Origin of the sequence: Bacillus massilinigeriensis, from assembly GCF_900117315.1 — a bacterium.
GTDB classification, from domain to species: domain Bacteria; phylum Bacillota; class Bacilli; order Bacillales; family Cytobacillaceae; genus Bacillus_BE; species Bacillus_BE massilionigeriensis.
In genome coordinates this window covers 2,012,761-2,034,522 of record NZ_LT630337.1, presented here as the reverse complement: position 1 = coordinate 2,034,522, position 21,762 = coordinate 2,012,761, and the positions used below count along the sequence as shown (strand labels likewise).

The 21,762-nt window shown below is 35.3% G+C and carries 22 protein-coding genes; 12 read left to right on the top strand and 10 right to left on the bottom strand.

The features are described 5' to 3' along the window. Position 1: 1 nt before the first annotated feature. The 3 genes from BQ6100_RS10065 to BQ6100_RS10055 all read left to right on the top strand — a co-directional run bounded on the left by BQ6100_RS10065 (position 2) and on the right by BQ6100_RS10055 (position 4,364). Positions 2-2,983: an ATP-binding protein gene (locus BQ6100_RS10065; RefSeq protein WP_075981534.1), complete on the top strand. Its 2,982-nt coding sequence runs from the start codon at positions 2-4 to the stop codon at positions 2,981-2,983. Between the two features lie 126 nt (positions 2,984-3,109). Next, the gene (yhaM, locus tag BQ6100_RS10060; protein WP_075983514.1) at positions 3,110-4,051 is read left to right on the top strand and encodes a 3'-5' exoribonuclease YhaM; all 942 of its coding nucleotides are present in this window, start codon (positions 3,110-3,112) and stop codon (positions 4,049-4,051) included. Between the two features lie 124 nt (positions 4,052-4,175). Continuing rightward, a complete protein-coding gene (locus tag BQ6100_RS10055) occupies positions 4,176-4,364 on the top strand; it encodes a sporulation YhaL family protein (protein WP_173719828.1) in 189 nt (62 codons plus the stop codon). A 35-nt stretch (positions 4,365-4,399) separates the two neighbouring features. On the opposite strand, the gene BQ6100_RS10050 is transcribed toward BQ6100_RS10055, so the two are convergent. Then, a complete protein-coding gene (locus BQ6100_RS10050) occupies positions 4,400-5,263 on the bottom strand; it encodes a peptidylprolyl isomerase (RefSeq protein ID WP_075981533.1) in 864 nt (287 codons plus the stop codon). Positions 5,264-5,493: 230 nt separating this feature from the next. Here BQ6100_RS10050 and BQ6100_RS10045 point away from each other — a divergent pair, with 230 nt between their 5' ends. Next, complete coding sequence (locus BQ6100_RS10045; RefSeq protein WP_075983512.1) at positions 5,494-5,595, top strand: YjcZ family sporulation protein; 102 nt, start codon at positions 5,494-5,496, stop codon at positions 5,593-5,595. A gap of 183 nt (positions 5,596-5,778) precedes the next feature. On the opposite strand, the gene BQ6100_RS21705 is transcribed toward BQ6100_RS10045, so the two are convergent. Then, complete coding sequence (locus BQ6100_RS21705; RefSeq protein ID WP_075983511.1) at positions 5,779-5,961, bottom strand: hypothetical protein; 183 nt, start codon at positions 5,959-5,961, stop codon at positions 5,779-5,781. Positions 5,962-6,112: 151 nt separating this feature from the next. Next, the gene (locus BQ6100_RS10035) at positions 6,113-6,670 is read right to left on the bottom strand and encodes a DUF3267 domain-containing protein (RefSeq protein WP_075981532.1); all 558 of its coding nucleotides are present in this window, start codon (positions 6,668-6,670) and stop codon (positions 6,113-6,115) included. 314 nt (positions 6,671-6,984) lie between these two features. Here BQ6100_RS10035 and BQ6100_RS10030 point away from each other — a divergent pair, with 314 nt between their 5' ends. After that, on the top strand, positions 6,985-7,320 hold the full coding sequence (locus BQ6100_RS10030) for a DUF1878 family protein (protein WP_075983510.1): 336 nt from the start codon (positions 6,985-6,987) through the stop codon (positions 7,318-7,320). Here BQ6100_RS10030 and BQ6100_RS10025 read toward each other — a convergent pair whose 3' ends face one another. After that, entirely contained in the window at positions 7,321-7,896 is a 576-nt protein-coding gene (locus BQ6100_RS10025) for an HTH-type transcriptional regulator Hpr (RefSeq protein WP_075981531.1), read from the bottom strand. A gap of 263 nt (positions 7,897-8,159) precedes the next feature. Next, positions 8,160-8,522 carry a YtxH domain-containing protein gene (locus BQ6100_RS10020; RefSeq protein WP_075981530.1) on the bottom strand — a complete coding sequence of 121 codons (363 nt, stop codon included), beginning with the start codon at positions 8,520-8,522 and terminating at the stop codon, positions 8,160-8,162. Between the two features lie 214 nt (positions 8,523-8,736). On the opposite strand from BQ6100_RS10020, the gene BQ6100_RS10015 reads away from it, so the two are divergent. Then, on the top strand, positions 8,737-8,928 hold the full coding sequence (locus BQ6100_RS10015; RefSeq protein ID WP_075981529.1) for a hypothetical protein: 192 nt from the start codon (positions 8,737-8,739) through the stop codon (positions 8,926-8,928). Positions 8,929-8,960: 32 nt separating this feature from the next. Here BQ6100_RS10015 and BQ6100_RS10010 read toward each other — a convergent pair whose 3' ends face one another. From BQ6100_RS10010 to BQ6100_RS10000, 3 genes are all read right to left on the bottom strand, one after another. Beyond that, on the bottom strand, positions 8,961-9,488 hold the full coding sequence (locus BQ6100_RS10010; RefSeq protein WP_075981528.1) for a tryptophan transporter: 528 nt from the start codon (positions 9,486-9,488) through the stop codon (positions 8,961-8,963). A gap of 163 nt (positions 9,489-9,651) precedes the next feature. Then, positions 9,652-10,731: a 3-phosphoserine/phosphohydroxythreonine transaminase gene (gene serC / locus BQ6100_RS10005; protein ID WP_075981527.1), complete on the bottom strand. Its 1,080-nt coding sequence runs from the start codon at positions 10,729-10,731 to the stop codon at positions 9,652-9,654. A 408-nt stretch (positions 10,732-11,139) separates the two neighbouring features. Beyond that, positions 11,140-11,559: an HIT family protein gene (locus BQ6100_RS10000; protein WP_075981526.1), complete on the bottom strand. Its 420-nt coding sequence runs from the start codon at positions 11,557-11,559 to the stop codon at positions 11,140-11,142. Positions 11,560-12,201: 642 nt separating this feature from the next. Here BQ6100_RS10000 and BQ6100_RS09995 point away from each other — a divergent pair. From BQ6100_RS09995 to BQ6100_RS09985, 3 genes are all read left to right on the top strand, one after another. Beyond that, complete coding sequence (locus BQ6100_RS09995) at positions 12,202-12,942, top strand: ABC transporter ATP-binding protein (RefSeq protein ID WP_075981525.1); 741 nt, start codon at positions 12,202-12,204, stop codon at positions 12,940-12,942. Next, a complete protein-coding gene (locus BQ6100_RS09990; protein ID WP_075981524.1) occupies positions 12,935-14,152 on the top strand; it encodes an ABC transporter permease in 1,218 nt (405 codons plus the stop codon). The genes BQ6100_RS09995 and BQ6100_RS09990 overlap by 8 nt, the downstream gene beginning before the upstream one ends. Positions 14,153-14,290: 138 nt before the next feature. Continuing rightward, positions 14,291-15,007: an EcsC family protein gene (locus BQ6100_RS09985; protein WP_075983509.1), complete on the top strand. Its 717-nt coding sequence runs from the start codon at positions 14,291-14,293 to the stop codon at positions 15,005-15,007. A 26-nt stretch (positions 15,008-15,033) separates the two neighbouring features. Here the strand turns inward: BQ6100_RS09985 and BQ6100_RS09980 are convergent, their stop codons facing one another. Next, on the bottom strand, positions 15,034-16,212 hold the full coding sequence (locus BQ6100_RS09980) for a M20 family metallopeptidase (RefSeq protein WP_075981523.1): 1,179 nt from the start codon (positions 16,210-16,212) through the stop codon (positions 15,034-15,036). A 175-nt stretch (positions 16,213-16,387) separates the two neighbouring features. Next, positions 16,388-17,809: a hypothetical protein gene (locus tag BQ6100_RS09975; protein ID WP_075981522.1), complete on the bottom strand. Its 1,422-nt coding sequence runs from the start codon at positions 17,807-17,809 to the stop codon at positions 16,388-16,390. A 300-nt stretch (positions 17,810-18,109) separates the two neighbouring features. Between BQ6100_RS09975 and hemE the strand changes: the two genes are divergently transcribed. The 3 genes from hemE to hemY all read left to right on the top strand — a co-directional run bounded on the left by hemE (position 18,110) and on the right by hemY (position 21,628). After that, positions 18,110-19,156, top strand: coding sequence for a uroporphyrinogen decarboxylase (hemE, locus tag BQ6100_RS09970; protein WP_075981521.1), 1,047 nt, complete (start codon positions 18,110-18,112; stop codon positions 19,154-19,156). A 90-nt stretch (positions 19,157-19,246) separates the two neighbouring features. Then, positions 19,247-20,176, top strand: a complete 930-nt coding sequence (gene hemH, locus BQ6100_RS09965) for a ferrochelatase (RefSeq protein ID WP_075981520.1) — start codon at positions 19,247-19,249, stop codon at positions 20,174-20,176. 36 nt (positions 20,177-20,212) lie between these two features. Beyond that, positions 20,213-21,628, top strand: coding sequence for a protoporphyrinogen oxidase (gene hemY / locus BQ6100_RS09960; protein WP_075981519.1), 1,416 nt, complete (start codon positions 20,213-20,215; stop codon positions 21,626-21,628). The last annotated feature ends 134 nt before the right edge of the window (positions 21,629-21,762 follow it).

The window sequence follows — 21,762 nt, the reverse complement described above, 5'->3', positions numbered from 1 at the left end:
CATGTTTATAACAGAAATACATATATACGGATACGGAAGGTTAGAAAATTTTATCATCAAGGATTTGAATGATTTTCAGGTATTTTATGGTGAAAATGAAGCTGGAAAATCAACCATTATGATGTTTATCCATAGTATATTATTTGGCTTCCCAACAAGGCAACAAACGGAATTAAGGTTTGAGCCGAAAAAAGGTAGCTCCTATGGAGGGAAGCTTGTATTCACTCTTCCACAAAGAGGAAATGTTGTGGTGGAAAGGGTGAAAGGAAAGGCAACTGGGGACGTCTCGGTAAGATTAGAGGATGGTACAATAGGAGGAGAAGAGCTTTTAAAAGAAATTCTTTCAAATATGGATAAGGGTATGTATCAATCGATTTTCTCCTTTAATTTACAGGGACTGCAAAATGTTCATTTGCTTAAAAATGAGGACTTAGGCAAGTTCCTATTCTCTGCTGGAACCTTTGGCTCAGAAAGGCTTATGGACGTAGAAGGGATGCTTCAAAAGGAACTTGATTTAACTTTTAAGCCAAATGGAAAGAAGCCACTTTTAAATGAAAGGCTTATAGAGCTAAAACAGGCTCAGCTCAATTTACAGCGAGCAGGTGAGCAAAATAACCAATATATAAAGCTTATTCGGGAAATTGAGGAGATACAAAGTAAAATATATCAATCTCAAAGTATCCATAAGAGCTTGGTAATCGAGATTCAAGAGCTAAATAAATGGAAGAACCTAATTCCTTTAATAAGGGAGGAGCAAGCTTTACTTGATGAATTGCTGCCATATGAGGGTTTAAACTTTCCTGTTGATGGAATGAAAAGATTAGATCAGCTTGATCAGTTCATCAAACCATATGAGGGGCAATTAAAGAGTATAGAGGAGAGAATTCATTCTATTCTAGACTTTTTAGAGGAAGTGAAACCGGATGAAGTTTTGCTACAAAAAGAAGCGGAAATCCATGACTCGATTGAAAAGCTCCCTTTACTAGAACAAATTAAACAGGAAGAACAAAAACTACGGGATAGATTAACCTTTATTGAACGGGAAGTATCCTTAATTAAAGAAAAGCTCCATACAGAAATGGATGAGGAAGCTCTTCTTTTATGCAATACTGGAATTTCAATGAAGGATAAAATAGAAACGAATCAAAAGGATTACGTAAGATTATTGGACAAAAAGGTGGAATTAGATGAAAGGTTCGTGGAAGAAAGGCGATTATTAGAGGAAATAGAAAAAAGAACCTCCACAATTGAGGCTCAACTAATTCCATTGGAAAAAAAGAAGGAGTTAAAAGAGCAGGTAAAAGCCATTTCCAATCAAGAAGGCCTTCAATTAGAACAGAAAAGCATTCAAGAGAAATTTGACTTCCTCCATCGTGAAAGGAATAAACAAAGAAAGCAAAAAAAGAAAAGTCAGATGGTTCTCCTCTTTATTGCCATTTTCTTAATGGCCCTTGCTGCATGGGGAATATATAGTAATCAATTCCTGTTGTCCATTGGAAGCTTAGTAATAATGGTTTTTCTTTTTATTCTTATGACTACTATTCGGAATGATCATACAATTGAACAGGAGCTTGAGAAATTAAAGGAAAAGGAAAGAGCTCTTTCACGGAAAATAGACGCAGTTAATTGGAGAGATATAACTTTAATAGAAGAAGCCTTAAAAAAAGACGATGAATTGAGAAATCAATATCATCTATGGGTCGTTAAAAAAGAACAACAAGAAATTCAGTATGAAAAGATCATCAAAGCTTATGATGAATGGGAGCGGGATTCGAAGCAAATCGAAAGGAATCTTATTGAATTAGGAACAGAACTAGGATTACCAAATGAAATTGCCCTAACACATCTTTCAGAGGCGTTTATACTTTTAGAAAAGTGGAAACAACATGTTAGAGAAAGAAAGGAAATTCAATATCAATTAAAGCTAATCATCGAAAAAGTTCAAATGATTCAAGATCAGATTATTACTTTGGGTAAAACATTTATCCCGGATAATGAGACAGGCAATCTTCAAGAAGTGGCATATCAATTAAGGAATAGGCTAAAGTCAGAAAATGAAAAAAGTATTTCTTTTAAGGAAAAGAAGGCTAAGCTGAAGGAATGGCAGGATGAGCTTAGTAAGTTGACGGTTGAACTCAATCATTTAAAGGTGGAAAAGGAGAAATTGTTAAAACTTGCCCGTGTGGAAAAGGAAGAAGAATTTAGAGTGGTTGGAAAAAGGGAAGAAAAACGAATAATACTTCATAGTCGAATTGATGAGTTAGAAAGGCAATTATCCTTAGCCGGAATTTCAGGGGAAGAAAGAAGAAGAATGCTAGAAATAGAAAGTGTCGATAGGACGTTGTTAGATAAAGAGGAGGAATTGAAGAGGATTGAGCAGGAGCTTCAATCACTTCAAAGTCAAGCAGCGGAGGTTAAGCATCAAATTCAGCTAATAGAGGATGGAGGAACGTATTCGGACTTGCTTCACAGGTTTAAACAGCTGAGGTTTCAATTTTCAGAGGAAGCAAGAAAATGGGCTCGTATCTCTCTTGCAAAGGACCTTCTCTCCAAAACAGTGGAAAAGTATAAAAACGATCGCTTACCAAGTATGCTGGCTAAAGCTGAGGAGTACCTATCCTATTTAACTGATCAAGAATACATTCGAATTCATCCAAAAGATATTGGAAGCGGGCTTCTTATTGAACGGAAGGACCATATGATTTTTGAAGCAAATGAATTAAGTCAAGCGACAGCAGAGCAAGTATATGTTTCTTTGAGATTGGCCTTAGCAACTACGCTTTATCATAAGTATCATTTCCCTATTATTATTGATGATAGCTTTGTTAATTTTGATCATATTAGAACAGGGAAAATGATCCATCTATTAAAGAACATAAAGGGACATCAAATTCTATTCTTTACATGCCATCAACATATGATCTCTTGTTTTCATCCAAAAGAGGTCATTCAGCTGCATAAATCCAGTATTCAATCGGTTTAATAGTGAAGGACCATGTAAAGGACAGATCATAATTTCATTTTAGCTTTTTGGAAATTATTTGAGGTTGCCATTAGAATGGAAGGGAATATGATATACTTTCTTTATGGGAAGGAGTGTCGGGGAAAAATGAGAAAATTACTGCAGCATGAAGTAGGAGATACAATTGAACAATTTTTATTAATAAAGTCATCAACTAAAGGGATAGCTAGTAACGGGAAGCCATTTTTGACTTTAATCCTTCAGGACCAGAGCGGAGAAATTGAAGCTAAACTCTGGGACATTTCAGAAGAGGATGAGAAAATATATGCTGCTGAGAAGATCGTAAAGGTACAAGGGGACATTCAAAATTATCGTGGACGCAATCAGCTTAAGATTCGTCAAATTCGATCTGCCTCTACTGAAGATAACGTGAAGATTTCAGAGTTTTTACAAACTGCACCATTAAGTATAGATGATATGACTGGCAAGATCACTCAATACATCTTTGATATGAAGAATCCAAATATCCAAAGAATTACACGTCATTTGTTAAAAAAGTATCAAAAGGCATTTTTTGAATTTCCGGCAGCTACGAAAAATCATCATGAATTTGTATCCGGATTATCTTTTCATGTTATTAGTATGCTAGATTTGGCGAAGGCCATTGCAAATCTTTATCCAAGCTTAGATAAAGACCTGTTATACGCTGGTGTCATTCTTCATGATTTAGGGAAAGTAATTGAGCTATCAGGTCCTATTTCCACAACATATACGGTAGAGGGGAATTTATTAGGACATATTACGATTATGGTAAATGAAATTGGAAAAGCAGCAGATGAATTGGGAATCTCCGGAGAAGAGGTCTTAGTTCTCCAGCATCTTGTTTTAAGTCATCATGGAAAAGCAGAGTGGGGGAGTCCGAAGCCACCATTAATCAAAGAGGCTGAAATTCTCCACTATATTGATAATATAGATGCAAAAATGAATATGCTCGACCGTGCATTAGAGAGGGTTAAACCTGGTGAGTTCTCGGATAGAATTTTTCCTTTGGACAACCGTTCCTTCTATAAGCCTACTTTTCATAAATAAAAAGAATAGACAATTGGGGTTGAATCATTATATGATTCACCTCTTTTTTTTCATAAATTATATTCTCATGCATATTCTTTTAAAAAGAATTGGACAACTATTTGTGAAAAGGGAGGAATTTATTTTGACCATTCCAATGTGGATATATTTTGTAATTGTAGGGATTATCACGAGTGCCTTTATGGCCATAAAAACAGGAAGGAAAGAAAGAGAGGATGAAATGGAGAGTATTGAGTTAGAAGGAAAGGTATATATGGAACGGATTGAAAATGAACGAAATAGTAGAAAATTGCGCAATGAAGTAGGAGCATAGAAAAAGGATCCCCACGAGGATCCTTTTTTTATCTATTACTGAGCAGAAGCGGTGCTTTTGCTAAAGATATCCTTTAAGTCTTCATCTTTAACTTTCACATCAGCATCTTTTAATTCGCGCTTTAATGCCTTTTGGATTGTGTCATTATCAAGCTTTGTTAATTTAACTTCTTCTTCCATTTGTTTTTTCATTTCGTCAAATGACTTTTTCTCTTTTTTATCAGTTAATTTAATCACATGATATCCATGCTCAGATTTAACGGGCTTACTAATTTCATTTACCTTTAATGCATAGGCAGCATTTTCAAATTCCGCTACCATTTCACCAGGTCCAAACCAGCCTAAATCTCCACCTTTTTCAGCAGAACCAGTGTCAGTTGAGTATTTTTTTGCTAAATCCTCAAACTTTTCACCTTTTTCAAGTTTGCTGAGAATTTGGTTTGCAGTCTTTTTATCAGCAACTAAAATATGGCTCGCTTTAATTTGAGGTTTATAGTCTTTGTAATAATCCTGAAGTTCTTTATCAGTAACTTTAACATCCTTCATTGCTGCTTTTTGAATTAACATTTCATTTTTGAAAATCTTTTTAAGCTCTTTTTCACCATTAATGTTGTTTTGTTGCAGTACCAGCTCAAAGCTGTCTCCATATTGATCCTTTAATTCTTTAACTTTAGCGTCAAGTTCTTTATCCGTTACTTTATACTTTTCAGACAAAACCTTGGTATAAACAAGTTCTTGGAGAGTTGCCTCACCATATTTGTCCTTCATTGCATCATAAAGCTCGTCCTTTGTAACGTCGCCTGATTTTGACTCAACAACCGTTTCAGACCCACCATTGTTGCAGGCAGCCAAACCCATTACCCCAACAGCTAAAGTCAGGGATAGAATCCATTTTTTCATTCATTAACACTCCTAAATCGAAATTTCTAATGTAATCATCCACAACCACTACTATACCATAGAATGGCAGATAAACAAAAATAATATCCACGTGGGATTTCTATACAATTTGCCTTTTGAAACAAACTCGTGTCCTTTGTTTTTGGGAAGACACCAATCATTTTGCTCAATTTAAGGTTAGTCGCCTATTCCAAAACAGTACAAATAACATAGTATACATTAAGCAACTCATGAAGGGAGGTGTTATCATGGGTGCAGGATACGGAGCAGGCTTTGCGCTAATCGTTGTACTGTTCATCTTATTAATCATTGTTGGAGCCGCTTGGCTATAACAAATTAAGAAATCAACAGGGCATATGTACGACAAAAAACAATCGTTCAATGCTTGATTAGTTACACAAAAAGCGGAGAGAACAAAATCTCTCCGCTTTTTCATGCATTAGAATTCCATTTTTTATCGCAGGATAACGTGTCGTAAGACCCCCACTGATGGAAGTTTCACTATATGTAATGAATCATGTGAAAAGTATCTCTAAATAGGATGATACTAATAAAATAGTGATTAAAATGTTGATCGTTCGAAACACTTTAGGCTGCTTTTCATCTGGAATTTCCTTTTGGAGACAAAGTGAGTTTGTCAGATTGTTGATTTGATACAAAATGAAAAAAGATACCATAATAAAAAATATGGAGATCATCATCGAATCCCTCCTTTTAAGACTTTATAAAAGATTGCTACAGAAAGTATCAATTTATTAGAAACTTATCAGTATATTGTTCATTATCTGGTTACTACCTTAACAAAAAAATGGGTAAAAAGATAGTAATCAAGATTCATGTTCTAATATATCAATATGATTGGTCAGTAGAATGTAATACCAATATTTCTATTCCATCCTCGCTCTCTTCGATGAAGGAACCTTTTGGTGCAAAAATGATATTTTTAATGCGAATGAAATCAGAAGCGCATATACCAACATGGAATGCTATTAAAACAGTAAAATAATGTACGTAGTGTGGAAATAGATAGCAAGTTACTAATAAAGCAAGATTTACAACAAAGAATGGAGTAAATATTGTAATCAAAAAATGTAATTTTGAAATAGGTTCATTAATTCTAACTATGATAGATGGAACAAAAAATCTGTTTATTTGCACCCTTTTTACCACCTTATCACCCAGATGGGCAATAGGAAGATAATGAAAAAATTTATGAATTGGGTACAATAACATTAATCCAATAACTAATAAGAAAAAATAAGAATCATAGTGCCTATATGCAATAGATAAATAAGTCATTGGTACATAAAGTATGATAAAAGTTAAAAACATGGTTAAGGAAGACAATATAAAAAGTCTATGTGCTCCATATTGTTTTGAAAAATTAACCGTCTTCCAGCAAATCATCGTATCAGCCTCCATTTTGGAGTGTTTACTCCAAACTTACCTAGATACTTTACGATGAAACAGGTAAAAAATCAATAGAAAATTATATTGGATAGTACAAAGACTTTTCCTCAAAATTCTACAATTCTTTACGAAAACGTATACAATTAAGATTGTCTATATATAGAAATAAAGGCAACCGGTAGCTCCGATTGCTCTCAATCTTTTCGATTCAGTTCCTTTCAACAATATTACTTGAATCTGGATGAATGATGTATGAAAATGTTAGAATTAATCTCATAAAAAGGCCAATCATTTTTGAAGAGGTGCCCACAATGGATGTAAAAGACATTATTGAAAAAATGAACCGAATGGAATATCATCAATCTTTACTAATCAATATGATCTCAACAAGTACTGATGATTTCTATAAATTAGTTATTAAGCGTTCCCTTGATAAAGCTGCTGTAGATGTTTTCTTCCAAAATTGTGCAAATTTGAGCATAAAACTTGAAGAACAGAAAGCGGAAGGCTTTGTTTTCTTTCATCCGCTTTTTGAAGAGTTCAAATCTACTCTTCATCCTAATCTTCAAGCAGAAGAGGTTATTCCAGCTTGCATCAGACAGCAATTATTTGCACCTTTGATGGAAGAACTAGAAAAATATTTATAATTACACGAACTCTTTCTGTGAGTTATCCTTTTTTTCTATTTTTCCTTCCTCTTCTGTAAAATCTACTTCAATATTTGCAAAGGACTTTTCAAATATCTCCATAAAATCCTGTCCGTATATATTTCTTACGACAGTCATTAATTCAATAAATTCTGGGAACTTACCATATAAATCTCTTAATGGTAAAGATCCAGAGAAAACTGAGTTTTGATCAGGTTGATAGGTTTCCATTAATTCTAATAAAACGTTTTCACCTTTTTCAGTTAATTTGATATACGTGTTGCGTTTGTCTGTCTCTCTTTTGGAAAACTCTAGAAGACCCCTTTCTTCTAGCTTCTTAGAAAAGTTAAATGCCGTAGAAACATGCATAACCCCAAATTTAGCAACATCAGAAATAGAAGCACCATTTAAATGATAAGCTATCCATAAAATATGGTGTTCGTTTATGTTTAAGTCGAAGGGTTTAATCCATTGTTGCCAATCCTTTTCTACTGATTTCCACAAAGCTTTGCTCAATTGTGCAATCCTTTGGCTAAAAAGCAATGCTTCCTTTAATGAATACTGTTTCTCTGTCATCCCCAAAATTCACCTTCTTTATATTATCTAATTATCATTATGCCAATAAAACAAAAATTAATAAAGATATAAATTTCAAAATTTTTTGAAATTTAATAATTTCTATTGTTTTTTAATGTAATATGATGCTTGTCACATATGATATTTAAAAATATAACAACTTTCCGACAATTTTTATAGTATATTAGTTTTCTTCTTCGATATAAAAAAATCCTCCTTTCTGAAAAAATATTTTCCGATAAATTAAAAGTTATTTGATTAATCTAATCAATTGTTCTTGAAATCTTGGATTCCAGGTTTTTTAACTCCTTTTCAATGAGCTTAATTTCCGTTTGAATGCTTGTTTCGTTAGGCTCAATTTCCTTCCTCCAAGCTTTTATTGCGTATTTAATATCATTTATGAAGGGTAGTAAAACGTCTTTTCCTTCATTTGTGGCAATGATTACAGATTTGCTCAGTTGTTCTATTTGATCCTTTAGTTCAATAATTTCCTTCAAGAAAAATTCCTTATTCCTTTTTACATTCGCTCTAAATTCCTTTCCAGAACTTGGTGAAGATAATAAAGTAGTTATTCCAGAAGCAATTCCGCCGATAAAAAGTCCAAATAAAAATGATTTTGCTTTCATGTTAATTCCACCTTAAATTATGTATATATTTACAAAATTCTACAAAAATCATTTCTTTCCTCTTTTATTGTAATATTTTTCTAGTTTTCTTTGTCAGGATTTGAAAATTATTTTTCCCATTGATGGATGATATCAACCCTTGAGATTTCATAGGAAATGGACGGAGAGCATACATATGTATATAGGTATATGAGATTTTAAAGGAGGAGAGCCATTGTCAGGGATCATCTTTATTGTTTACACTCTCAGCATTTCCTCGATTATTGGGATGATCTATAATATCCTAGCTTTACAAAGGTTTCTTATATATCCTCCAAGAAACATCCTAAAGGAAAGAGCAAAGGTATTAGGTGGAGGGGGAGTCATTTTTTTTGTTTTAGGTCTTATTCTACAAAGTCTTCAATAAAAAAGAACCCATAATCGGGTTCTTTTCATGTATTAATGGGTTATAGTTTGACTTGTTAAATTTGTCCGTTTGACAATTGACATTGCAATTGGATATAGGATAATCATAAATACTGTATTGAATGCAGTTGCAGGAAGTACCACAGTACTAAATAATGCAATGAATGGACCAGGTAAACCTACAATCAATAGAGCGGATGTTAAAAATACAGTTCCTGAAACAATTGTACCAATGGCAGTTAAGACTGCAATCCCAACAATGGAACGATTAAAGGATTTTAAAGCTGTAAAAATTCCGAAGATTACAAATGCTGTGATAAATTTATCAATAATATTTGGAAATAATCCACCTGGAAAGGTTGTAGTTAATCCTGAAATAATTCCGGTAGTTAATCCCAACAGCAAAACGCTTTTTTTATCCGGGAACAAAAAGATTGCTAAAAACATAAATGTTAACATCATATCTGGTTTCATTCCAAGGAAAAATCCAGGTACAACTGCATGGAGCACTGCTCCCATACCAACTAATAAAGCCAAGACTACTAAATTTTTTGTTTTCATTCTCTTCTCTTCTCTCCTCAACTATTCTAGACTAATCTTTCCTTCTTCTGCAGTGCATAGTGCCTACAGCAAAAAGTTTTTCTAATTATATCATATATTGTTATAAGAATAAAGAATAAATGTTTTGAAAATTTCCTTTGTGATCCTAAAAACCTATTTCAAATTAATACTTTGCTTTAAATTCCTTCATGAATTTAGCTAATTTTTCAACATTTTCAATTGGTACTGCGTTATAGATTGAGGCACGGCATCCGCCAACAGAGCGGTGACCATTGACACCAACAAATCCTGCTTCTTTGGCCTGTGCTAAAAATGCTTTATTTAATTCATCCGTTTGGAGGTTAAAGGTTACATTCATTTTGGAACGGCTGTTTTTACCTGCATAACCGATGTAAAATCCTTCACTTTCATCAATTGCATCATATAAGATTTTTGCCTTTTCTTCATTTACCTTTGCAATTTTCTCAACTCCGCCTTGAGCGGCTGCCCATTCTAAAACCAATTTTAGTAAGTAAATCGCTAAAGTTGGAGGTGTATTATAAAGTGAGTCATTTTTTGCTTGGATTTGATAGTTGAGCATTGTAGGTAATTGATCACTTGAACGGGAGAGCAAATCCTTTTTAATAATAACAACTGTCACTCCTGAAGGTCCAAGATTTTTTTGGGCACCTGCATAGATTAGACCAAAATGATTAACATCAAATGGTCTACTTAAGATGTCGCTTGACATATCTGCTACAAGAGGAACATTTACCTCAGGAAAGCTTTGCCACTGTGTTCCAAAGATTGTGTTGTTGCTAGTAATATGCACATATGCCGCATTTGGATCGATATTCTCAGTGTTTAGTTCTGGGATGTCTTTGAATCCTTGCTCTTTACTTGACGCAATAATCTCAGTTCTTCCAATCTTTTGTGCTTCTTTTAGGGCTTTTTCTGACCATGATCCTGATAACACATAGCAGCCGATTTTGTCTTCAGTAAGAAGATTCATTGGAATCATTGAAAATTGAAGACTTGCCCCGCCTTGAAGGAAAAGCACATCATAATCATCTGAAATGTTAAGTAGCTGTTTTAACAATGCCTTTGCACTGTGATGGACTTCTTCATACGGCTTGCTTCGATGGCTTAATTCCATTACTCCCATTCCCGTACCATTGAAATTTAACATGTTCTTTTGCGCTTCAAGTAAGACTTCCTTTGGTAATGCTGCTGGACCAGCATTAAAATTAAGTGCGCGTTCCATTGTGAGATCTCCCCCAGTTATTTGGTTTATAAAAAATAAAAACACTTAAATAAAGTGTGGCTAACCATAAAATTTTTCTTTATCAGAGAATATATATGCAGAAATAATAATGATTTTTTTATAAAAAACGATTATTTGGGATAAAAATAACAATTTTATTCGGATTTAAGGAGCAAATTATTTATTTTTAACCTATTAATAGTATTATCCTATCAGAAAACGACCGATTGTAAAGTGAAAAATTTGAACATTTAGAAAATGTTAATAATTAGCTTCAAACGATAGGTTGTTTTCAATTCCAAACATCAGGATATTTCGAAAAAAAAGTACCTGATATCTACAAAAGCAATCTTTATTAGGAAGGATTGTTTTGTGGACACCAGGCACCCTAAGGATAGCCTTATAACTTTAGATGGATTTATTAATTTCTTTTGCAATAGTTTGTAATTCTTCAGGAGTGTATTCTGATTCGTGAGTTTTCCAAACAGCTCCAAAACCATCACCTTTGCCGTAACGTGGGAGGAGGTGAACATGATAATGGAAAACGGTTTGACCAGCAGCTTCACCATTATTATTAACAAGATTCAAGCCAATGGGTTGATATGCTTTATTTATTCCATTTGCAATTTTAGGGATAACCTCAAATATATTTTTAGAAATTTCCGGAGTTAATTCGTATATATTTTCCTTATGTACTTTTGGTATAACTAGGGTGTGCCCCTTTGTTACCTGGCTAATATCGATAAAAGCCAACACGTTCTCATCCTCGTAAACCTTAGCAGCAGGTATTTCACCATTAATTATTTTACAAAAAATACAATCGCTCATTTTATCCACCCTTTCCTCATATATGACAGCCAATATTTTCTAATTATTTTATCATAAGAAGGAGTACATGTCATGGTTAAGGAGAAAAATATGAAGGCAGGATCCGTGTAGAATCCTGCCATTCATGAAGGGGAATGCTCCTATTTTCACTACGTTCTATTTCAGGTTAATTCTCTTTTGTAAACACCTCATTTTTTTATTAAAATGATTTGTGTTCTTTTCTGAGAATGCGATCCTTTGTTCAAGCTAACCATCCCCTTGTTTCTTTATATGTTACTTAAGAACGTATAAAGCTAGGATGATAAGTCTTTGATGAACACCTCATCTCAAAATTGATTTGAAATAATTAATGGTGTTTCAGATCTACGGTTTTTCTGCAATTCATGTGCAATGCAACCATCCCCTTGTAGAAACGTAAAGGAAGCTTAGATTATAAGGTTACTGTCTGCCACAGACACCTCATTTCAAATTTAGATGATTGACCATCTTTCATTTGTTTCCCCTTCGAATATTATGATGACCAATCAATGAAGAAATATGCGTAAATATTTTTCCGTTATTTGACCTGCCACTTTCGAGAACTATTCTTTGTTCAAGCAATTTGATAAAATAAAGATACTATTTAAGGAAGGACGTTCATTTATGACTTTGCTACAAATAAAAGAATTAACAGGTGGATACACAAAAAATCCTGTCTTAAAGGATGTATCATTTGATGTAAATGAAGAGGAAATTGTCGGCCTTATCGGATTAAATGGAGCCGGTAAGAGTACGACAATTCGACATATTATTGGCTTAATGGAACCAAATAAAGGGGAAATCCTTATAAATGGCTGTACTATTCTTAAGGATAAGGATACATATCGTAAGCAATTTACCTTTATTCCTGAAACGCCTATTCTTTATGAAGAACTGACTTTAGAAGAGCATTTGAAAATAACGGCCATGGCCTATGGCTTGGAGGAAACTGAATATCAGAATCGTATGGAGGCTTTGGTGAGGGAATTCCGCATGAGCAAAAGACTGAAATGGTTTCCTGCTCATTTTTCAAAGGGAATGAAGCAAAAGGTCATGATTATGTGTGCATTTTTAGTTCAGCCTTCTCTTTATATTATTGATGAACCTTTTGTTGGATTAGATCCACTTGGAATTCAATCATTATTAGATATGATGAATGATCGGAAGAAGAATGGAGCAGGTATTCTAATGTCCACACATATTTTAGCAACTGCTGAAAGATACTGTGACCGATTTGTTATTTTGCATGAAGGAAAAGTTAGAGCCCAAGGGACACTTGATGAACTAAGAGAGCAATTTTCAATGGCTAATGCAACATTGGACGATTTATATATTCAGTTAACGAAGGAAGAAGATTATGTTTGATGAGAAGAAGCTTTGGATTGATCGTTTTGGAAAATCTAGTCGAGAGTTAGGGAAATATCTTAAGTATATATTTAATGGCCATCTGGTTATTGTACTTTTCTTTCTTTTGGGAACTTCCGCCTTTTATTATCAAGAATGGATCAAAACATTATCCTCAGGTTTTCCTGCCGCCTTCATAATGGCTGTTTTGCTATCCTTACTTTTGACATATAGTCCGATTTATACCTTTTTATTAGAAGCCGATCGTGTATTTTTATTACCTTTGGAAAACAAAATGAAAGGATATTTTTCGCGTTCTCTAATCGTTAGTTTTCTCGTCCATATTTACTTGTTAATCATGGGTCTAGGAATTCTTATGCCATTATATGCCAAGGTGAATAACGGAAACTTCCGCATATTTTTTTATTTTCTTATATTAATGAGCATTATTAAAGGATTAAATTTACTCATACGCTGGAGAATACAACTTTTTGTCGATTCAAATATACATACGATGGACTCTTTCATTAGATATTTGATTAATGGAGTTTTTCTTTATTTGCTTTTTTCTAATGCAAATTTGCTTTTCCTTTTAATCGTTTTAGTCCTATTCGGGTTATACTATCTCTATTTTCAGAGGGCTACGATGGATAAGGGGCTAAAGTGGGAACTATTGATCTCCATTGAGGAAAGAAGAATGATGGCCTTTTACAGACTGGCTAATTTATTTACAGATGTGCCCGAACTAAGGAATAGGGTTAAAAGGAGAATATGGCTTGATCCAATATTTAAATTAATTGGTTATGGACAAAATCAAACCTACTCCCATTTATTTTCAAGAACCTTTATTCGATCGGGTGATTATCTTGGATTATTTGTAAGGTTAACAGCCATTTGCTTTATCTTCTTGTTTTTTATTTCAAATGAATACGGACAAATCTTTTTTACAATCCTTTTTATCTATTTGACTGGTTTTCAGCTTCTGCCGCTTTGGAACCATTATCAAAATAAATTATGGATTCAATTGTATCCAGTGAAAGAGAGCGAAAAGTTATCAACATTTCTTAAGCTGTTGTCCAATGTGTTAAGCATTCAGGCATTATTGATTTCCCTCGCTCCATTTATACAGGGGCGTTGGGAGACAGGGTTGGCGATGCTCGCCATTGGCTTGTTATTCAGTTATGCTTTCGTTCATGTTTATGGTAAAAGTAGGATAATTAAAACCATGTAGGTTCTCACTTGTGGGAACCTTTTTTGTACAAGCCTGTAGGGGTGACAATAATTCAACTTCTAAAATGGATGGAATGATTTGAAACATATCTTTAATCCACCCGTATATAGGTTAGATTGGAAAAAGGGTGATGATTCAATGAACGAGTATGAACGCATGATACAAGAAGAGGTTGACATCTGGAGAAGTGATATCCTGAAACGTTCTAGTCTATTGAACCGACTTTCTAAAAAGGCTCAGAGAAAGATCAATGAAGTCATTCCTGAAAAGGTGCATCATGTCGTTACGGAGAGTATTAAAAACATGGTTAAGGCGACCTTAGTTGGATCTAATTTTATAACGAAAAAGAAGGATGGAGTATTTTCACTTTTTGAAATGGATGAACAAGTGAAGCAAAAAATAAATACCTATCAAAAAACGGCTGCCCTTGAAGGGGCTGGAACTGGTGCTGGGGGAATCTTTTTAGGATTAGCAGATTTTCCCCTTCTTCTTTCTATTAAAATGAAGTTTTTGTTTGAAGCGGCTTCTATATATGGGTTTGATACAAATGAATATGAGGAGCGACTTTTTATCCTACATGTTTTTCAACTGGCGTTTTCAAGTGATGAAAAGAGGAAGGAAATTTTTCGAGTGATTGAGGATTGGGAGAGCCATAAACAAGAATTAACTGATGTCGATTGGAGAATGTTTCAACAGGAATATCGGGACTATATAGATTTTGTGAAATTGCTTCAACTCGTACCAGGAATTGGGGCTGTAGTTGGGGCATATGCTAATTATAATTTGCTTGAACATTTAGGAAATGTGACCATGAACTGTTATCGGCTGAGGATATTAAAAATAGGGGAGAGGTAACCGATTGGGGTTAACCTCTCCCTTTGTTACTCATATTTATGATAATTTAAAGCAGCTGTTCCCAATGTTTTAGCTGCTATTAGCATGGCGCCTTCATCAATATCAAATTTAGGATGATGGTGTGGATAAATTTCATCTGTATACGTAGGCTTTGCTCCTGTGAAAAAGAAGGTTCCCTTAACATGCTGTAAATAGTAGGAGAAGTCTTCTCCACCCATTTGAAGCTCGGACTCTTCGACCTTTTTTACCTCTGGAATACTCGTAGCACAATCAATTAGGAAGCTGGTTTCCTTAGCATGGTTGACTACTGCAGGATAGCCCTTTATATAATTGTATGAATAGTCACACCCGGTTGTATAGCATGTACCTCTCACAATTCTATCAATGTCTTCTTCAATTTCGCTGCGAAGCTCTTCCTTAAAGGTTCGTACTGTTCCGATTAATTTTGCTTTATCTGCGATGATATTAAAGGCATTTTCTGCTACAAAGGAACCAATGGTTACAACTGCTGCATCCACTGGGTTAACCTTTCTGCTCACGATTTGCTGTAGATTAACAACTAGTTGAGAAGCTGCTACTATTGCATCCTTTGTTTTATGAGGCTGTGCCCCGTGTCCACCTTTTCCTTGAACGGTAATTTCAAAACGGTCAGCTGCAGCCATTATCGGACCATACCGATATTGAATATGCCCAGTTGGTTCTGAAGCCCATAGATGTGTACCGAAGATGGCATCTACCCCTTCAAGGCAGCCAGCTTCTATCATGCTTATGGCTCCACCAGGCGCATACTCTTCGGCGTGCTGATGAATCATGACATATGTACCTTCAAGATCATCTTTTATTTCGTTTAGAGCTTTTGCCAAGATAAGAAGTGTTGCTGTATGACCATCATGTCCACAGGCATGCATGACTCCAGGAACTAAGGATTTATATGGAACATCCTTTTCATCCTGAATAGGTAACGCATCAAAATCTGCACGTAAGGCAACCGTTTTTCCAGGGTTCTTTCCGTAGATTTTTGCCACAACCCCATTTCCACCAACCTTACCTTTGACTTCTATTCCTAATTTTTCATAAAAATTGATAATGTACTGTGCTGTCTTTTCCTCTTTAAAGGAGAGCTCTGGGTGCTGATGAAGATATCTTCTTATGGAAACCATTTCATCATAAAGTTCCTCTAACCTTTGAAAAAGCCTTTCTCTCATCCGCTTTCCCCCTAAAAATAATTTCCAATATTATAACATTTTTAAAATTGATTGGATGGTTTTCTTTAAAAATAATATTTTTATATGATTGGGTGTAGAACGACTAATAAATGAAAGAAGCCAGACACCACATGAATGTTGTGACTGGCTCCTTAAAAAGTAACCTTATTATCTATTAAATTATAAACATGGCCACAATGGTGGTTACAACTAAGCCAATGACTACAGGTACTAAATTCCTTCTGGCCAATTCAAATGCGTCTACATTACAGATGGCTGCTGCAGGAATCAATGCCCAAGGGACAAGTGTACCACCTCCAACCCAAATGGCAGCGATTTGGCCTAAAGCAGTTAAGGTAGCAGCACCAGCACCGATCGCTGTTGAAAATAAATTTGCAATGGAACCAGCTAAGGAAATACCGGAAAATCCTGAGCCATCTAATCCGGTAATTGCACCTACAGCAGTTAAAGTTACGGCTCCTATTTCCTTACTTAAAGGAACAACAGAAGCTAAAGCAACCCCTAGGTCATTTACAATCCCTTGTGAACTTTTTGGAAGAAAATCACCAATCATCGTTGAAAAACCAGAGTCTCCTAAATAGAAGAAGGCTGCAATTGGAATGACGGGGCCGAAAACCTTAAAACCAAATTGAAATCCCTCAATAAGGTAGCTGGTTGTCTTTTCTAAACCACTATTTTTATGGGCGAATAGAGAGATTAATAATAGGATAAAGACTGAAGTACCACCCACTAATGCAGTAGCATCTCCACCTTGAAGATCTAAAACAAACATTGCAGCAACGTCAAGTATAAAGAGAATTGGAACGAGTAGGGCAAAAAATCTTTTTTGTGTAGTCGATAATAGATGATTGGTTTGAGGTGAAGAACTAGAAGTAGTGACTGTTTCAATTGAAGTTGAATTTGAAGCTTGATTTTGGTTCACTGAAAGCTTTCCAAGCTTCATATCCCTTTTTAGTAGAAAGAAAGCGGTAAAGGTGGTTACAACCCCCATTACAATGACAAGCGGGATGCTTGCATTTAAAACCGATTGAACAGGTAAACCAGCAGCATCAGCGGTTAGCTTTGGGGCGGCCTGAATAACGAAGTCTCCAGATAAAGCAATACCGTGACCAAATAGGTTCATCGCCATGGCAACGCCAAGAGCTGGGAGCCCTACACGAAGGGCAACTGGTAAAAGAACGGCACCAAGTAGTGCGACAGCTGGTGAAGGCCAGAAGAACCAAGAAATCACCATCATAAGAATCCCAATAACCCAATAAGCAAGTGCCGGTGTTCGAATTAATTTAGCAAATGGGGAGATCATGACATCATTTATTCCTGTTGTTGTGAGCACTTTACTCATAGCCACAATGATGGAAATGATGAGGATAGTAGATAAAAGCTCGGTAATAGCAAATATAAAGCTCGTGAAAACGCTGCTTACAGATGAACTCAAAGAACCTGTTGCAGTAATTGCAATTAGGAAGATTCCAGTGATACAGACTAAAGTTGTATCCCTTCGCATCACCATAAATCCGATGATAAAAATAATAAACGCTACATAAATCCAATGAAGAGCAGTTAGTTCAACAATCATTTATCTTCCTCCTTTCGATTTATTAGTTTTGATTGTGACCTAATACCTAATTTTAGGTAATAACAGAATATGATTTGGTTACGAAGGTGTGTAAGTCTTTTTATTGGAAATGGAAGAAGAAAAATAAAGAATGTGTCTCATCAAAAACGACTATTTTTTGACAGTTCTAATGCTGCACTAGTCAATCATAGAAGAAAAAGGCTATATTAGAATAAATATAAAAAAAGAAGACTTGTTATTATTTTATTGTTAATATATTAAAGGGGAAATTTAACGTTCGGAAAGGTGGATTATCAATACATGGCAAAAGAAATAAATGATACTTTATTAAAAGCAGCAAGAGGGGAAGAAACATCTTATGTACCAGTATGGTATATGAGACAAGCTGGTCGCTCCCAACCTGAGTATCGAGCAATTAAAGAAAAATATACTCTTTTCGAGATTACACATCAACCAGAGCTCTGTGCATATGTAACAAGATTACCAGTGGAGAATTATGGAGTGGACGCTGCCATTCTTTACAAAGACATTATGACTCCTCTCCCAGCAATAGGAGTGAATGTTGAAATTAAGTCGGGAATTGGTCCGGTTATTTCAAATCCTATTCAATCATTATCAGATGTTGAAAAGCTTGGAGAAATCCACCCTGAAGAGGATGTTCCTTATGTATTTGAAACGATTAAGCTCCTAACAGAGGAACAACTATCCGTACCTTTAATTGGATTTGCAGGTGCGCCATTTACACTAGCAAGTTATATGATTGAGGGCGGCCCTTCCAAAAACTATAACAAAACAAAAGCATTCATGTATTCTGAACCTAAAGCTTGGTTTGCGTTAATGGATAAGCTTGGGGAAATGACAATAACTTATGTAAAATCTCAAATTAAAGCAGGTGCAAAAGCTATACAGATCTTTGACTCATGGGTTGGTGCATTAAACGTCGAAGATTATCGTTACTTCATAAAACCGATCATGAATCGAATTTTTACTTCCTTAAAAGAAGAAAATGTACCTCTAATTATGTTTGGAGTGGGCGCAAGTCATCTTGCTCTAGAGTGGAATGATCTTCCTCTTGATGTTGTTGGTTTAGATTGGAGACTCCCAATCAGCCAAGCTCGTAAAATGGGTGTGAATAAGTCCGTTCAAGGGAATCTTGACCCAGCCATTCTTCTAGCACCATGGGAATTCATTGAGGAAAAAGCAAAAGCAATTTTAGACCAAGGAATGTCTCAACCTGGGTTTATTTTTAACCTTGGTCATGGAGTATTTCCACAAGTAAATCCAGAAACCTTAAAAAAACTCACCTCCTTCGTTCATGAATATTCTTCTGCTAAATTATGCCGATAATTTTTGCGATTATTAAGCAACAAATTGGTAGGTTCGACATTTTTTTGGCACAATAATGGACTAGATAATACAAATTTGAGGTGTGGATTAATGACAAAAAGGAAAATGGGCTTATTAGTAATGGCATATGGAACTCCTTATAAAGAAGAAGATATTGAAAGATATTATACGCATATTCGACATGGACGTAAGCCTACCCCTGATATGCTTGAGGATTTAAGAAATCGTTATGAGGCAATCGGGGGAATTTCACCACTTGGCAAAATTACCATTGAGCAAGCCGAAAAGCTTGAACAACATTTAAATAAAATACAGGACGAGATAGAATTTAAAATGTATCTCGGATTAAAGCATATTGAGCCATTTATTGAAGATGCAGTGAAAAAAATGACAGATGATGGCATAAAGGAAGCTATAAGCTTAGTATTAGCTCCTCATTTTTCAACCTTTAGCGTGAAATCTTATAATGTTCGTGCAAAGGAGGAGTCGGATAAAATAGGTGGGCCAAGGATTACTTCTATCGAAAGCTGGTACAAGGAGCCTAAGTTTATTCAATATTGGGTGGATCAGCTTAAATCTACCTATTCCAGGATGACTATTGAAGAACGCCAAAATTCAGTCTTAATTGTCTCAGCACATAGCTTACCAGAAAAAATATTATCACTTGGAGACCCCTATCCTAATCAACTACAAGAAACAGCTGAATTAATTGCAAAGGGTGCGGGTATTGAGAATTATGCCATAGGCTGGCAAAGTGCAGGAAATACTCCAGAACCTTGGCTTGGACCTGATGTACAGGACTTAACAAGAACATTGTTCGAGGAAAAGAGCTATAAAGCATTTGTGTTTGCCCCAGTTGGATTTGTTGCAGAGCATTTAGAGGTATTGTATGACAATGATTATGAATGTAAGGTTGTTACAGAAGAGCTAGATGTTCGCTACTTTCGACCTGAAATGCCAAATGCAAAGCCGGAATTTATTGATGCTTTAGCAACTGTTGTCTTAAAGGCTCTCAAATAGAGGGAGTAATACATCGAAAAGAAGGCGAAGAACATTATGGAACAAAAAAGAACGGTTGTCGTAGTCGGGGGAGGAATAACAGGATTAACAACAGTTTATTACTTACAAAAGAAAGCAAGGGAAAATAACTGGTTATTAGATATCAAACTAGTTGAGGCATCAGCAAGACTTGGTGGTAAAATTCAAACCTTTCGAAAAGATGGTTTTGTAATAGAAAAGGGACCAGATTCATTTCTTGAACGAAAACAAAGTGCTTCTCGGTTAGCAAAGGAAGTTGGTTTAGAAGGGGAGTTAGTCAATAACTCTACTGGGAAGTCATTTGTATTAGTCCAAGAACGTCTCTATTCAATGCCTGGTGGCTCAATTATGGGAATACCAACACAGATTGCACCTTTTGTGACAACTGGCTTATTTTCCTTCCCCGGAAAAATGAGGGCTGCAGCTGACTTTTTTCTTCCCCGTTCAAATCCGGCAGAGGATCAATCATTAGGAGAATTTTTCCGGAGGAGACTAGGGGATGAAGTCGTTGAAAATTTGATTGAACCACTTCTTTCAGGCATTTATGCCGGAGACATTGACCAAATGAGCCTAATGTCAACCTTCCCACAGTTTTATGAAGTAGAGCAGAAATACCGAAGCTTAGTTATAGGAATGAAAAAAACTGCTCCAGCTCCAAAAAAGAGCACTGAACCTAGCAAGAAAAAGAAGGGAATGTTCCTAACCTTTAAGTCTGGCTTACAATCCTTTGTAGAGGCTATTGAGGCAAAGTTAGATCCACATTCTATTATTAAAGGAACGAAGGTAGAGAACATTCAAAAACAAAAGGAACAATATTATGTTCAATTAAATAATGGGGAAGTATTGACAGCTGATAGCGTTGTGCTAACGGTATCACATAAAGTGGTTCCATCAATATTTCCGCAATATGAATTTTTCAAACCTTTTACTAGTGTACCATCCACATCTGTTGCAACAGTGGCTCTTGTGTTTCCAAAGGAAGCAGTCAAAAAGGACATAAATGGTACAGGTTTTGTTGTTTCCCGAAATAGCGATTATACCATTACTGCTGTAACATGGAATCATAAGAAATGGCCTCACACCACTCCAGAAGGAAAAGTTGCATTGCGTTGCTATGTCGGTCGTGCTGGGGACCAAACAGTAGTAGAACTATCAGATGATCAAATAGTAAAGGTAGTTTTAGAGGATTTAAATAAAACAATGGACATTACAATGGAGCCAGAATTTTTTGTTGTAAGTCGTTGGAAGGAAGCAATGCCGCAGTATACTGTTGGACATAAAAAGCGCTTAGAAACTATAAAAAGAAATCTTGATAGAGAATTACCTGGCGTGTTTTTAGCCGGCGGTTCGTACGAGGGGTTAGGTATACCTGATTGCATAGACCAAGGTGAAGCGGCTGTTGAAAAAGTATTAAACTATCTAAAAATGAAATAATATCATTTATCCAAATAATATTGGCCGCCCACAGGGTGGCCTTTTAATTTTAGAAAAGTATTAGAAATGAGGCAAAAAAAACCAACCCAATTGAATGGTTGGTTATCAAAATTACAGTTCTCGGAACTGTTTGG